This window comes from Flavobacterium sp. RHBU_3, from assembly GCF_046613565.1.
Lineage (GTDB): Bacteria > Bacteroidota > Bacteroidia > Flavobacteriales > Flavobacteriaceae > Flavobacterium.
The window spans coordinates 207,774-220,977 of the sequence record NZ_JBKJHC010000002.1; the positions used below are offsets into that span (position 1 = coordinate 207,774).

Annotated in this window: 14 protein-coding genes and 1 tRNA gene; 2 read left to right on the forward strand and 13 right to left on the reverse strand. The window is 44.9% G+C overall.

What is annotated here, in order from left to right:
- Positions 1-12: 12 nt before the first annotated feature.
- The gene (locus ACLI1A_RS03245) at positions 13-1,158 is read right to left on the reverse strand and encodes an efflux RND transporter periplasmic adaptor subunit (RefSeq protein ID WP_411406037.1); all 1,146 of its coding nucleotides are present in this window, start codon (positions 1,156-1,158) and stop codon (positions 13-15) included.
- A gap of 44 nt (positions 1,159-1,202) precedes the next feature.
- Complete coding sequence (locus tag ACLI1A_RS03250; protein WP_411406039.1) at positions 1,203-1,691, reverse strand: GbsR/MarR family transcriptional regulator; 489 nt, start codon at positions 1,689-1,691, stop codon at positions 1,203-1,205.
- Positions 1,692-1,958: 267 nt separating this feature from the next.
- Between ACLI1A_RS03250 and ACLI1A_RS03255 the strand changes: the two genes are divergently transcribed.
- Positions 1,959-2,531, forward strand: coding sequence for a lipoprotein signal peptidase (locus ACLI1A_RS03255; protein WP_411406041.1), 573 nt, complete (start codon positions 1,959-1,961; stop codon positions 2,529-2,531).
- A gap of 70 nt (positions 2,532-2,601) precedes the next feature.
- Here ACLI1A_RS03255 and ACLI1A_RS03260 read toward each other — a convergent pair whose 3' ends face one another.
- The 5 genes from ACLI1A_RS03260 to ACLI1A_RS03280 form a co-directional block, all read right to left on the reverse strand.
- Positions 2,602-2,907 (reverse strand): rhodanese-like domain-containing protein, encoded by a 306-nt coding sequence (locus tag ACLI1A_RS03260; protein WP_411406043.1) that lies wholly within the window; start codon positions 2,905-2,907, stop codon positions 2,602-2,604.
- 150 nt (positions 2,908-3,057) lie between these two features.
- Positions 3,058-3,765, reverse strand: a complete 708-nt coding sequence (locus tag ACLI1A_RS03265) for a hypothetical protein (RefSeq protein WP_411406045.1) — start codon at positions 3,763-3,765, stop codon at positions 3,058-3,060.
- Positions 3,766-3,778: 13 nt separating this feature from the next.
- A complete protein-coding gene (locus ACLI1A_RS03270; RefSeq protein WP_411406047.1) occupies positions 3,779-4,090 on the reverse strand; it encodes a hypothetical protein in 312 nt (103 codons plus the stop codon).
- A gap of 146 nt (positions 4,091-4,236) precedes the next feature.
- Positions 4,237-4,308: transfer RNA gene (locus ACLI1A_RS03275), tRNA-Arg, on the reverse strand.
- Positions 4,309-4,392: 84 nt separating this feature from the next.
- On the reverse strand, positions 4,393-5,445 hold the full coding sequence (locus ACLI1A_RS03280; RefSeq protein ID WP_411406049.1) for a glycosyltransferase family 9 protein: 1,053 nt from the start codon (positions 5,443-5,445) through the stop codon (positions 4,393-4,395).
- Positions 5,446-5,535: 90 nt separating this feature from the next.
- Here ACLI1A_RS03280 and ACLI1A_RS03285 point away from each other — a divergent pair, with 90 nt between their 5' ends.
- Positions 5,536-6,102 carry a hypothetical protein gene (locus tag ACLI1A_RS03285; RefSeq protein WP_411406051.1) on the forward strand — a complete coding sequence of 189 codons (567 nt, stop codon included), beginning with the start codon at positions 5,536-5,538 and terminating at the stop codon, positions 6,100-6,102.
- Between the two features lie 57 nt (positions 6,103-6,159).
- Here ACLI1A_RS03285 and ACLI1A_RS03290 read toward each other — a convergent pair whose 3' ends face one another.
- The 6 genes from ACLI1A_RS03290 to ACLI1A_RS03315 all read right to left on the reverse strand — a co-directional run bounded on the left by ACLI1A_RS03290 (position 6,160) and on the right by ACLI1A_RS03315 (position 13,192).
- A complete protein-coding gene (locus ACLI1A_RS03290) occupies positions 6,160-7,155 on the reverse strand; it encodes an aldo/keto reductase (protein ID WP_411406052.1) in 996 nt (331 codons plus the stop codon).
- 279 nt (positions 7,156-7,434) lie between these two features.
- Positions 7,435-8,652, reverse strand: coding sequence for an MFS transporter (locus ACLI1A_RS03295; RefSeq protein WP_411406054.1), 1,218 nt, complete (start codon positions 8,650-8,652; stop codon positions 7,435-7,437).
- A gap of 196 nt (positions 8,653-8,848) precedes the next feature.
- Entirely contained in the window at positions 8,849-10,612 is a 1,764-nt protein-coding gene (locus tag ACLI1A_RS03300) for a MutS-related protein (protein ID WP_411406056.1), read from the reverse strand.
- 33 nt (positions 10,613-10,645) lie between these two features.
- Positions 10,646-11,632 carry a 2-hydroxyacid dehydrogenase gene (locus ACLI1A_RS03305; RefSeq protein ID WP_411406058.1) on the reverse strand — a complete coding sequence of 329 codons (987 nt, stop codon included), beginning with the start codon at positions 11,630-11,632 and terminating at the stop codon, positions 10,646-10,648.
- A 227-nt stretch (positions 11,633-11,859) separates the two neighbouring features.
- Positions 11,860-12,810 (reverse strand): aldo/keto reductase, encoded by a 951-nt coding sequence (locus ACLI1A_RS03310; protein WP_411406060.1) that lies wholly within the window; start codon positions 12,808-12,810, stop codon positions 11,860-11,862.
- A gap of 7 nt (positions 12,811-12,817) precedes the next feature.
- Positions 12,818-13,192 (reverse strand): DUF1304 domain-containing protein, encoded by a 375-nt coding sequence (locus ACLI1A_RS03315; protein ID WP_411406062.1) that lies wholly within the window; start codon positions 13,190-13,192, stop codon positions 12,818-12,820.
- Positions 13,193-13,204: the final 12 nt, after the last annotated feature.

The window sequence follows — 13,204 nt, forward strand, 5'->3', positions numbered from 1 at the left end:
TGTGTAGGTTTATTATTTACCCTGTGCGTTAGTTGAATCTTTAGCAGGGGCTGCGGCAGTATCAACGGCCGGAGTTTCCTGTTTTACAGGCTGTGGTACTATGGCAGTACCGTCTTTCAGCTTACCTGCGCCTTCTACCACTATAAGCTCGCCCTGCTCCAAGCCTTCGCTTACAATAAAGTTTGTACCGCTGGTGTTGGTCACGGTAATTACCTTGCTTTTTACGGTGTTGTCTTTGTTTACCACATACAGCATCTTTTTGCCCTGCATATCAAACACTGCATTCTGAGGTACTACTACAGCATTCTCGTAAGTAACCGGAATGCGTACGGTAGCTTTTCCGCCACTTCTTAGTACAGCCTGTGGGTTGTTAAACTCTGCCCTGAACTGCGTAGTACCGGTAACTGCATCGGCAAGGCCATTTACGGTTTCCAGTTTACCTTTTACATCATACTCACTACCGTCGGCCAGTAGCAGGCTTACTGCCGGTACTGCTTTTAGCTTTTGCTGAAGTGTAGCACCTTTAAAAGTTTTAGCAAAGCTTATTACCTGTTTTTCGTTCATGCTGAAGTACGCACGGATAACGTGGCTGTCGCTTACAGTAGTAAGCGGATCGGTTACTGTAGGGCTTACCAGTGCGCCTACTTTGTAAGGCAGGCTGCCTATAACACCGCTTACAGGTGCTGTAATGGTACCGTAACCTATATTAGCCGCAATACTGCTGTAGGCAGCTTTAGCCGATTCCAGGTTAGCTTGGGCTGTTTCCAGCTGTACGTTGCTGATAATCTTACGGTCTACCAGCGGTTTCAGTCGGTTAACCTCTACCTGGGCAGCAGCTACTTTGGCTTTAGCCGAAGCGGCATCCTGGTTAAGGGTTTGGGTTTCTATTTTAAAAAGCACCTGGCCTTTGCGTACTTCCTGGCCTTCGTCTACCAGTATCTGGGTGATGAAACCTGTAACCTTAGGGCGGATTTCTACATTTTGCTGGCCTTCAAGGTTTGCAGTATATTCTTCATATACCACAGCGTTTTCGCGGGCTACCGTTTGTACCGGAAAGGGTACAGGGCCTGCCTGTTGCGGTGCCTGCTCTTCTTTTTTGCCGCAGGCTGCGAGTAATATCGTAATGGCTAATGCGCCAATAGCAGATGATCTTCTCATGATGATTGTGTGTGTAATTGATTGTTTATTAAACAAGGTGATGTTTATTTTTGCCCTTTTTCTATTTCCTTAAAACGTTCTATGCTTTTGTTAAGAAGTGCTTCCATTTCCAGGATGTGCTCTTTATATGCCTTTGATTTTTCCAGTTCAAACTTTTCGGCCTGGCAGCTTACAGTCTTGCTACGGTAATCCAGCATTTTTTCCATAATACCTTTTTCAAAGGCTATCATTTTCAGGTAGTTGTCAAACCTTTCACTGAACTCTGATGGGCGGTAGTACTTTTTACGGTCGCACGGCAGGGTGTAGTAGGTTATCTTGCCCATTTTTAGCAACAGGTTCAGGTTTGTTGAAATCGAACTTTTACTGGCCGACATTTCTTCAACAAGATCTTCAAAAGTGTACTGTCTTGAACACGAATCCAATATCAGCGTAGCCAATATGCGCGACCCCAGTGGAGGAAGGTGGCCTATATTCTCGAAGTGAACACCAAATAGTTCTATCAGTTCTTCGCGCTGTTGTTTTAAACCGTCCATTGTGCCATGATGTAGAAATTTTATGCAAATGTAAGTGTTAGTTCGTTTAGTTCGGTTGTTTCCGAACCGAACACAGCGTTAATATTTTGTTAATGTTTTATTTTGAAGCAAAGGAGCGGGCGTTTGGATTGTTTGTTTTTTTAGATTTTTGGAAAAGGGAAGAATGTAAACAAAAGAGGATATTTTATTAAAACATTTATGAAGATGTGGCGTTAAAGCTTTTAATTTGAGAAAATAATTTATTTTTGCCATTGAAAATTTGAGATAATGTCGTTAAAGAAAGCTTACCTGATAGCAATTGTAATTTTATTGATAGACCAGGTTTCTAAAATATATGTAAAAACACATTTCGGCTTAGACGAAGGTGTAAATGTGTTTAGTTGGTTCCAAATCCGTTTTATAGAAAACGACGGTATGGCCTGGGGCGCTAAGCTACCGGGGTCTTATGGTAAGCTTATCCTTACCTTGTTCCGCATTATAGCGGTAGGGGGTATAGGATGGTGGTTAGCCGATTCGGTTAAAAAACACGCTTCGCCTTACCTGGTTGTTTCTATAGCACTTATTCTTGCCGGTGCTTTCGGTAATATAATCGACTCTGTTTTTTACGGCGTTATTTTCGACCATAGCCTGCCGGGTAAAGTGGCCACTTTTGATAGTGCGCACCACTACGGTACATGGTTTCATGGTAAGGTAGTAGACATGTTCTATTTCCCGATTGTAAAGGACAGCGAAGGCAACACCCTTTTCTTCAATGCGATTTTTAACGTAGCCGATGCCGCTATTTCGGTAGGGGTAGGTATATTAATCCTGTTTAATAAAAAAGCATTCCCTAAGAGCTAGGGGCTTTAAGATATAAAAACAAAAACGGCTGCCTTAAAAATAAGGCAGCCGTTTTTGTTTAGTAACATTGTTATTTGTTTAGTAGTGCCTGCGCCTGGCCCAGTCCGCCGGCATTGACTACGTTTTCTATGCCGTTGCTTTCAAGTATCGATTTTGCCTGGGCGCTGCGCATGCCGCTACGGCAAAACACTACTACCTGTTCTTTGCCTTTAAATTTGGCTATCTGGCTTCGTATGTTGTCTAAAGGAATGTTTACAGCCCCTTTTACACTACCCGAAGCAAATTCTCCCTGCGAGCGTACATCTACTATAAAAGCGTTTGTTTTTATCTCTACGGGTTCGCTACTCCCGAATATGTTTTTAAGAAATCCGAACATAATTGTATTATTTTTTAGCAAAGGTAAACCAATTCGTTATGGGGTTCAGTTACTTTTGTTACATAAGGGAGGTAAGTTAGAAATGTATAACTAGTCCTAAAATACGTTTACTATTTTAGGACTAGTTATAGTGGTAAATCTAAACGGATATTATTTCAGGTATTTAAGGCAGGCAGCATTTACCTTCCTACCTTCTTTAGCAGTGTAATCGCCTATAGTTTTACTGCTCGAAACACGTAGAGGGAGGTATTCTAAACCGTCCCACATTTTTTCAAACACATGGTTTTCATACCATACTTCGTTACCTTTTTTATAAACAACTGTAGCAAAAAAAGCCTTTCTTATAATATTGCCATATTCGTCACGAACTACGGTCATATCATTTTCTGTAAGTATAATCTTATAAGCATTCGGTGCCCCATCTTTAAAATAGCTTTTTACAGCTTTCATTGCTTCGGTCTCAAGCTTCGGGTCGTTAAGTTTTTTTGCTGGCAAACAGTCTCCTTCACTTACTTTAATATCAGTGGCGGGTACAATTAGTTCAATTTCTCCTACTGCCATAGGCTTAAATTTTACCCTATGACCGAGTCCGTAACTTGTAAGAGGAAATTGTTCTATACGGATTTTGTGCTTTCCGGGAGTTAGTTTTTCCTGGTGTCCCAGCAGTGCACGGTAAACGCTTTCTCCTCTGTAAAATTCATCTGTGCCATCATTTAGAGGCAGGCGCATTGTTAACAATCTCTGTCCTGATCGTTCACGGTCATTTAAGTCTTCAATAGCTACTTCATCTATGTATTCTCCATCAAGGTACAGGATTGTAATCAGCTTAGTTACGCCGTCAAACCCGCTTTTTTTCATGTCATTGATGTCTTTAATTTTTTCCCCATTTTCCTCTAATCCTAGTAGAATACTGTTTGATACAGAGTGTGGGTAAAATCCCCTTATGTGCAATACGTCGCCAAGTGTTGTAGGTTGTAAGGTACTTAGAATCGGGGTCATTTCGATTTATTTCTGAATTAGCAAACACAACTTTCCCTACATATTTTTGGTACAGTTCTGTATTAAATGGTTCTTCCTCGTAAAGTTCTACCTTCGATTTTTTTCCGGTAACTTTGTTGATTAGCCCTTGAGATTGTCCTGCAAAGGAACATAGCAGTATTACTGCCAAGAAGATTTTTTTCATAAAAAATGGTTAATTTGTTTTTTACAAATCTATTGTTTTTATTTTTAACAATATTTTTTTTACTAAAAAACTCTTCACTTTTATTATTTTACATAGAGTTCTATGTAAAATAATAAAACCCTGCCGTAAAGCAGGGTTTTGTTTTGTAGCCTCGCCAAGAATCGAACTTGGATCAAAAGTTTAGGAAACTCCCATTCTATCCGTTGAACTACGAGGCCAGCCGTTATTTTCAGGGTGCAAATATAAACAAATTCGCAATTTTCAAAAACAAAAGCTTTTAAATTTTTAAAACCCTTTTATTTTTATGCTTCTCCCAGTATGTTTGCTACAATATTTATCAGTGCGTCGGCGTCTGTTTTTGTGGTATTTACAGCTACACTGCCGTTTCCGTAAGGTTCGTACCTAAGGGTGTCTGTAATATTAAACAAGCCTACGGTAGGTGTTTTACCGGCGCTGGCCAGGTGCATAATACCGCTGTCGGCACCAATAAACACAGACGATGCGTGTATAAATGCCGAAATTTCGCGCACATCACTACTGTAAAACGACGGTGCAGCAAAGTTTATCTGGCTTACATTTTCGGCGGGCAGCACCTCCACTATACTATAATCAGGGAAACTGTTTTGCAGTTTTTCATATACCGGTAGCCACCATTCCGGTTTGTGGCACTTGGCACCTGTGGCGTAGGTAAATATGCAAATGGTTTTCTTTTCGGCAGGCACCAGTTTGTCAAGCTCGGCCTTACCGTGGGCAAGCTCGGCGGCATCCAACCTTAAATCCATTGGCGGAACATCACCCTTTTGGGTGGTAAACCCCAGTTGGGCCAACTCTGTACGCAGTACATATACAGGGTGCTTGGCCATGTGCATATGGTCGGCATATTGTGCAATGGCTTCTTCGGGCAGGTCGCCGTACAGTTTGTATTTCGCTTTGCTTTTCTGTACCGACATACGTCCGCTCGACGAGCCTTTTGCCACGTTAATCACAAGGTCGTAATTGCCGCTTTTTACCGCGCGCCAGGCAGCAAAGTATTCGCCGGGCTGTTTCAGCGGGCGTTTGGGCAACTTAATTACACGGCCTATGCTGCTGTAGTTCTTAAACAATACATGGCTGAGCCCGCCACGTACAAAAAGGTCTATAGTGCACCCCGGGAAGGTGTTTTCCAGCTCCTCTACAAGCGGTGTAAGCAGCAGCTGGTTACCCAAACGATGGTTAGGACGGCTTACCAGTATGCGTTTTATATCGGCATTGCCTTCGGAGCCTGCGGGCGGGTTAGTGTGGTTAGTACCTATATCTTTGGTAAGGCCACGCATTAGGGCACGCCTTATTTTATTTACTTCACTTTTAAAGCTCATTTCTAAAGTTATACGGCATAAGCCAACGAATGTGCAAATATAAGTTGTATTAATTACTTTTACATTGAAAATGCTGTACAAACCAAACCAATGAAAAACCAACCTTTCTTTAGGACGTATCCGCTAACCATCTGGAACATATTAACCATAATAGGATATATCCTATTATCAACGGGCTTGTTGTACTATTATGTTTATGAGCCGGATCCACAGCGTGACTATCTTTTAATATACATACTTGCAACACAGATGTTTTTGACTTCACAATACAGAGCTGTACGTAACCTGTACATGTGCCTGTTTTGGCTTTTGATAGGTATATGTCATGTCGTAACCGCTTACTTTATAAAAGATATTCTGTTGTTTCAGTTTCCTGCCGGGCATCTAAGTGTACCGATGGCAAATACTTTTATACTTGTTCTGGTGATGCAAGTAATACGGTATATCAGTTTGCAATTACAGGGTGAAGAATTTGTGGCACCCAACAGGGGTGGCAAAGATTTATTTGACGAAAGAAAACCAACCTGGGTAGATTTCCTGTGTACGGGAATATATTTTACGGTATTATTTTTAGGAATGTTTGCAATGCCCAAACGCCCTGTTGAAAAACCGAAATCCGAATACATCATTTATCTGCAAAGGGATAGTGTAAAATAGAATAAAAACCCCGCAACTAAAAAGCCGCGGGGTTACCTATATAATTAAAACAAGCAATTACTTTACTAAATGCAAATCAGCCAAAAGCGTATTAATAAACGCTATTTCATCTTTGGCTAATTTTATGTTTAGTGCTTTGGCATTCGCCACGCTCTGCTGTGCATTACGGGCACCGGCAAGCGCTATGGTTATGCCCGGTTGCTCTACCGTCCAGCGGAGTACAAGCTGGGCAAGGGTAGCGCCTTTTTCGGCTGCCATGGGGCGTAGTTTATCCAGCACGTCATTTACACGTTTCAGGTTTTCGTCTTTGTAAAAATACACATTGGCACGGTGGTCGCCTTCGGCAAAGTGGTGTCCCGGTTGCATTTTGCCAGTTAATAAACCACGCTCCAGCGGACTGTACGCCAATATGCTCTTGCCATGATCCAGCACATACGGCACCAGTTCCTGTTCAATATCACGCTTTACCATACTGTACGGCACCTGGTCGCTTACTATGTTTACGTATTTGCTGGCTTCGGCTACCTGCTCGGCAGTGTAGTTACACACCCCGGCGTAGCGCACCTTTCCTTGCTGAATCAGTTCGGCTACGGTTTCAAAAGTCTCCTGAATAGAGGTAGTAACATCCGGCCAGTGAATTTGGTACAAATCAATATAATCCGTTTTCAGGCGGCGCAGGCTGTCTTCACATTCTTTAATAATGCTTTCGCGGCCGGCATATTTATAAATATCAATGTCCTGCCCCTGGTTGTTCTTACTTTTCATGGCAAGCGTACCCTGAGCCAAATCCCAGCGCATACCAAATTTGGTTACCAGTTGCACCTTATCGCGCCCCAGTGGCGCTATGGCTTCGGCTACAATGTCTTCGCTGTCGCCCATACCATATATAGGCGCGGTATCTATACTGGTTACGCCTTCGTCAAATGATTTTTGTATGGCTTCAATAGCCTCGTTGCGTTCGGTTCCGCCCCACATCCATCCTCCGGCAGCCCAAGCTCCAAAGGTGATGACAGACAGTTCTAAATCGGTATTTCCTATTTTTCTAAATTCCATGGTTTTTTACTGTTAATTTGTTTATTCGTGGATTTGTTTATTTGTAAGATGCCCGAAGTCCGATGGTCGTCCATTCCCATTCCCCTCCTCCGGAGGGGTGCCCGCAGGGCGGGGTGGGTTAAATTTCAACTAGAAAAATCTTGTTCATTTTTCCACCCCGGCTTTCAGCCACCCCTCCGGAGGAGGGGAATGCCACTCAGTTGTTATACTAATTTCTGACTTCTTATTTACCCCCAGGAGTAAGCACTGCCTACTGCGACTGAACACTGATCACTAAAACTATTCCTCCTTAATCTTATTTACAAACAAGGCAATGCACACGCCAAATACCCCAATAATGGCAAACGACATTTTTAGCCCTACCGCGTGGGCGATGTACCCAATAACCGGAGGGCCAAGCAAAAAGCCCAAAAAGCTGATGCTGGATACTGCCGTAAGCGCCTGGCTGGGTTCTATGCCCGGGGTTTTACCCGCAAGGCTGTACACGCCCGGAACTACCGTACTTACCCCAAGCCCCACCAGCATAAAGCCCAGTGCTGCCGGTATAATGTACGGAAAAAATACCGCTATGTACATACCCCCCGAAATCAGGAAGCCGCTAAAGGCCAGTACTTTTTTGCGCCCGAAACGCTGTGTGATTTTATCGCCAATGAATCGGCCGCTTGCCATCATGATCATGAAGGAGGTATAACCAAGGATAACCAACGATTCCGGGGCTTTTACCACATCCTTAAAGTACACCCCGCTCCAGTCGAACATTATGCCTTCGCTTACCATACTACAAAAACCGATTACGCCAAGCCATGCCAATGCAGGGTTAATTTTGGGTATAAGACTGCGTTTTTTATCGGCTTCAATGGCCTTTGGTTTTGCTCGTTTGGTTTTTACAAGGTAACGGAAATTGGCAAAAATGTTTATGTACAAAAGCACCGCTACCGTAACAAAGTGGTAAATAGGTGCCAACTTAAAGTTCATCATTCCCAACCCAATAAGCGCCCCGGTAAAACCGGCAAGGCTCCACGCCCCGTGAAACGACGACATTATAGGCCTGCGGAACAATCCTTCGGTAAGGATACCCTGGGTATTAACCGATATATTGGTAAAATTGCTGAAGATACCAAAGAAGAACAGCGACAGCATAAGTTGCCACACCTCCGTAGCAAGTCCCAGCGTAGCCATAGAAAGGATGTAAAAAATAATACCGAACACCACCGTTTTACTACTGCCGTAACGGATGACTATTTTCCCCGAAAACGGCATCATACACAGCTGCCCCACAGGTATGGCAAAGAGCACCGTACCCAGGTCGGCTTCGGTAAGGCCCAGGGCTTCCTTAATATCCGGTATCCGGCTAGCCCAGGTAGCAAAGGTAAGCCCCATAGTAAAGTAAAACATGGATACCGCTATGCGTATGCGGTTAAGATAACTTTCTTTCGCTTCTTTGTACGCTTTTAAGGGTTTACGTACCTTCCGGGCATTATTTAATTCTATATCCATACCTGCTCTAGTGTTTACTTACAAATTTACACACTTATTCCTTACGAGTCGCGTTCCATTCCGACCGAAGCGTAGCGTAGTGGAGGAATCTTACGTATTTGAAAGAGATGTTTCAATTTCGCTGCGCTTACTTCGGGAGACTTTGGGTAATAGCTTCCTCAGTGTATCCCCGTGCTACTTTTAAAACCGTAAACTGTTACGCAATAATTTCCATTTTTTTCATCAGGAACGTGGCGCTTTTGTTTTGGCAAATGCCCTCGCGCAGGGTATAGTCAAACACCAGTTCGTTATTGGTAATCTGCACCTCAAAACATTGGTTTTTCAGGTACTGCGGGTATTCGCTGCTGGTATTGCACACCTCAATATCGTGCGTAGCAATAACACCTGTACCGTTTTGGGCAATCACCTTTTTAATCACGCCTATGGTACCGCTTTGCTTATCGTCGGAATTGGTTCCTTTCAAAATCTCATCCAAAAGCACAAACGAGCGTTGTCCCTGCATGGCGGTAATAATCTGCTTGAGGCGTTTAACCTCAGCAAAAAAGTACGACTCGCTGTCGGCAAGCGAATCACTTTGGCGCATAGAAACCAACACCGGCAGCGGATGCACCACTGCCTTTTCGGCACACACGGGAGCACCCACACCTGCCAGCACCATGTTGATGCCCAGCGTACGCAAAAAGGTACTCTTACCCGACATATTACTGCCTGTAAGGATGCGGAACGGCTGTTGCGTAAACTGTATATCGTTGCACACCCGTACCGTTTCGGCAATAAGCGGATGCCCCAGCTGTGTAAATTCAATGCGGTTGTCTTCGGCTATTTCAGGGAAAACAAAGCCTTCATTATTTGCGGCAAAGTTAGCCAGGCTGTTCAGGGCTTCAAACTCGCCCATTACGGCAAGCCAATCGTGCATGTGGGTTGCGTGTTTTTCTTTCCAGTTGTACAGCCTGTGGAGTATGTGCACATGGTACATACTCACCCCGTTTATAAGCATCGCGCCCAGCGGATTTGCCGTGTTGTTTAAATCGGCAAACAAACCCGATAGCGTTCGGATTTCAGTACTCGCCTTAGCTACCCTTTGTTGCAGGGCTATATTCTTAGGCGCGGTGAACGCTTCCTGCTCTATACTGTGCAGTATGTCGCCGTAGTTTTTAAGTATCTCGTCTATTTCGTCAGAGAACACGGTAATGGCGCGTATCTTTTTAAAATGCGAAAATGCCTGTCCCACATTAAACAGAAATAACCATGTAACTGCGCTGTGGTAACTGCCTGTAACAATACTGTACACCACCGCTGCTACAAACGCCACCGGCCCTGCAATACTCAGCACTTTAGCTACACTACTCAATTGTTCTAAAGGCGATGCTGCCCACTCTAACAACTGCGAATATTTATTTTCAGTGTCGTTTTTACTGCGAGCCAAAGCCGCTATGTGCTGTCTCCATTCGGTTTTGTCTTTAAGCTCGGCTATGGCGTGCTGGTTTTGCAGAATCTCCGCATTGGGCAACAGCCCGCCTAACAAATGTGCAAAGGTTTTTTTGCCAATAAACGTATAGGTACGGTTTAGCTGATGAAACAACGACCGCCCCCCAAAAATATCCAGGTCGTACGTGTAGGCATGGGCAGGATTTACATACTCCTTACCATCGGCAAACGGAATAGCCGTACGGTTCAGGTACGCGATTTCGTCTTTATTCACCTGAATAAGCATCCGCAGCAAATTGCGCCTGCGCGATACCTTTTGGTGTTTTTTATATACAAAAGCAAAGCCAATGCAAAGCCCGGCAACCCCGGCCCAATAGCCCTGTCCACCATATTTAATACCCAAATACCCGGTAAGCAAAATAAGCCCGGCAAGCACCAGGCGTATGGTGCCAATCAGGTTATACTGCTGTTGCTGTTTGTGGTACGCTGCCTCGTGTTGTTGCAGTAATTGTGTATAGTCGGTTATTTTCAAAACAAAATATATTTTATCCGGCTAAGGTACAACTTAACCCTGAGCCTTTTGGTATACGGCCGGGTTTACACAAGCAGGCAGCGGGTTGCCGTTAAGTGCCGTAATAATATTCTGAGCAGCAAGCACCGCCATGTCGTCTCGGGTTTCTTTTACCGCCGAACCAATGTGCGGCAGTACGCATACGTTCTCTAAATCCAGTAATGGGTTGTTTTTATCCATCGGCTCGGGATTAGTAACATCCAGCCCGGCACCCCAAATGGTTCCGTTTTCAAGCGCTGCCTTTAAGTCGGCTTCGTTGTGCATACCGCCCCGCGCCGTATTTATAAACAACGCCGAAGGTTTCATTTTTGCAAAAACATCGGCATTAAACAGGCCTTTCAATTCCTCAGTAAGGTTAGCATGCACGCTGATTACATCACTTTGTGCCAGCAGCTCGTTAAACTCCACACGCTTTGCCCCTACCTGCCATTCGGCATCTTTGTTGTGCCCGCGGTTGTGGTAAATAATGTTCATGCCATACGCCCCCTTGCACATTTTTGCCATTTCCAGCCCGATGTTCCCCAAACCAAAAACACCCAGTGTTTTACCAAACAACGAAGTGCCCAGCCCGGCAGTGGGTTCAAAAAAATCCCAGTCGGCACGCGCTATGCGCTTGTGGTGATAGAACGCCTTGCGGGCAGTGGCTATCATAAGCAGGAAAGCCGTTTCGGCAGTGGCAAGGCTTAGTACATCGGGCGTGTTGCCTATGGGAATGCCTGCCTTAGTAGCGGCTTCCACATCTACATTATCATACCCCACCGAAAATAACGACACCACCTTCAGGTGACTGCATTGTTCAAAAAACGCCGCATCGGCCTTGCGCCTGCCACTAAGTAGCACCGCATCGGCAGCTTTGCAACGGGTAATAAATTCTTCCTCGGTCAGTTCGCGTTTTTCATTCCACTGGGTAATTTCGTAGCCCTCTTTTTCCAGAAGCTCTAAACCCGCCTGCGGAATTTGTCGTGTGATGAATATTTTCATTTTGTATTTTTTAGAAAAAAGGAAGTCGGAGGTTCGAAGTCCTGTGATACCATTCAGTAAGCATTCCCCTCCCTCGGAGGGGTGGCTGAAAGCCGGGGTGGAGTATTTCATTATTTATTGACTATATAGCCCACCCCGCCCTACGGCACCCCTCCGAAGGAGGGGAATGCCACTCTGCTGTTATCCGCTCCACAACTTGAAACCTGAAACTTGAAACCTGAAACAAATTAGTAACCGCTCTCGGTGGTAAGCAACTCAAGCTGTGCAGGCGTAATGGCAAGCTGTGGTGCCTGTATAATGCTATCGAGCTGGTTAAGGCTGGTAGCACTAACAATAGGTGCGGTAATACCCGGGCGGTGGATAAGCCATGCCAGGGCAACGGCAGCCTGAGTGGTGTTTAGTTCTGTTGCTACGGTGTCCAGTGCTGTAAGGATTTTATTTCCGCGGGCATCCAGGTATTTTTCCATACCGCCACCGCGAGGGCTTTTGCCAAAGTCAGCCGCACTGCGGTACTTGCCTGTAAGGAAACCGCTGGCCAGTGACCAATACGGAATCACGCCCAGATTGTGCTCTAATGCTATGGGTTCTACAGTGCTTTCGTACCCTGCACGGTCGTACAGGTTGTAGTGCGGTTGCAGGGTTTGGTACACCGGGAAACCTTTATCTGCCGAAACCTGAAGCGATTCCAGCAGCCTTTCGGGAGTCATATTGCTGGCGCCTATGTAGCGTACTTTACCCTCTTTAACCAATTGGGCATACGCCTCCAGGGTTTCTTCAACAGGAGTTTCAACATCGTCGAAATGCGTTTGGTACAGGTCGATATAATCGGTTTTAAGCCTCGTTAGGGAATCCTCCACAGCTTGCAGTATGTAGGCTTTTTTCAGGCCTTTTTTGCCATCGCCCATATCGTTACCCACTTTTGTGGCTATGATAACATCATCACGGCGACCGCGTTTTTGCAGCCAGTTGCCTATAATGGTTTCGCTTTCGCCGCCTACGTTACCGTCTGCCCAGCGCGAATACATATCGGCGGTATCTATAAAATTAAACCCCGCGCCTGTAAAAGCATCGAGGATTTCAAAGGATTGTTTTTCGTTAATCGTCCAGCCAAAAACATTGCCGCCAAACGTAATGGGATATACATGCAAGTCCGACTGGCCTAATGGTCTTTTTTCCATAATTTAATTATTGTTGTAGTCCCGAAATTAAAATCAGGGCTATGGTTATGAGCGCAGGAATACCCTGCACAAAAAGAATTTTTTTGGAAGCGGTAAGCGCTCCGTAAATCCCTGCCACTGCCACACAACCCAAAAAGAACAAGGCTACATTAGTGCGCCAATGGTCATCGGTTATAAAAAACGTCCAGATGAGGCCTGCGGCAAGAAAGCCGTTGTACAAGCCCTGGTTTGCTGCCAGCGCCTTGGTTTTAGGAAACAGCTCCCGGGGGAACTGCCTGAAAATTTTTGGCCCGCGGGTTTCCCACGCAAACATTTCGAACCACATAATGTACAGGTGAAACAGGGCAATGAGGGTAATCAGGGTACTTACTGCAATTTCCATGAGGTTTGGTAT

Coding starts and splice junctions, on each gene's coding strand:
- ACLI1A_RS03245 (WP_411406037.1), bottom strand. CDS start 1,158: ATGAGAAGATCATCTGCTATTGGCGCATTAGCCATTACGATATTACTC.
- ACLI1A_RS03250 (WP_411406039.1), bottom strand. CDS start 1,691: ATGGACGGTTTAAAACAACAGCGCGAAGAACTGATAGAACTATTTGGT.
- ACLI1A_RS03255 (WP_411406041.1), top strand. CDS start 1,959: ATGTCGTTAAAGAAAGCTTACCTGATAGCAATTGTAATTTTATTGATA.
- ACLI1A_RS03260 (WP_411406043.1), bottom strand. CDS start 2,907: ATGTTCGGATTTCTTAAAAACATATTCGGGAGTAGCGAACCCGTAGAG.
- ACLI1A_RS03265 (WP_411406045.1), bottom strand. CDS start 3,765: ATGAAAAAAAGCGGGTTTGACGGCGTAACTAAGCTGATTACAATCCTG.
- ACLI1A_RS03270 (WP_411406047.1), bottom strand. CDS start 4,090: ATGAAAAAAATCTTCTTGGCAGTAATACTGCTATGTTCCTTTGCAGGA.
- ACLI1A_RS03280 (WP_411406049.1), bottom strand. CDS start 5,445: ATGAGCTTTAAAAGTGAAGTAAATAAAATAAGGCGTGCCCTAATGCGT.
- ACLI1A_RS03285 (WP_411406051.1), top strand. CDS start 5,536: ATGAAAAACCAACCTTTCTTTAGGACGTATCCGCTAACCATCTGGAAC.
- ACLI1A_RS03290 (WP_411406052.1), bottom strand. CDS start 7,155: ATGGAATTTAGAAAAATAGGAAATACCGATTTAGAACTGTCTGTCATC.
- ACLI1A_RS03295 (WP_411406054.1), bottom strand. CDS start 8,652: ATGGATATAGAATTAAATAATGCCCGGAAGGTACGTAAACCCTTAAAA.
- ACLI1A_RS03305 (WP_411406058.1), bottom strand. CDS start 11,632: ATGAAAATATTCATCACACGACAAATTCCGCAGGCGGGTTTAGAGCTT.
- ACLI1A_RS03310 (WP_411406060.1), bottom strand. CDS start 12,810: ATGGAAAAAAGACCATTAGGCCAGTCGGACTTGCATGTATATCCCATT.
- ACLI1A_RS03315 (WP_411406062.1), bottom strand. CDS start 13,192: ATGGAAATTGCAGTAAGTACCCTGATTACCCTCATTGCCCTGTTTCAC.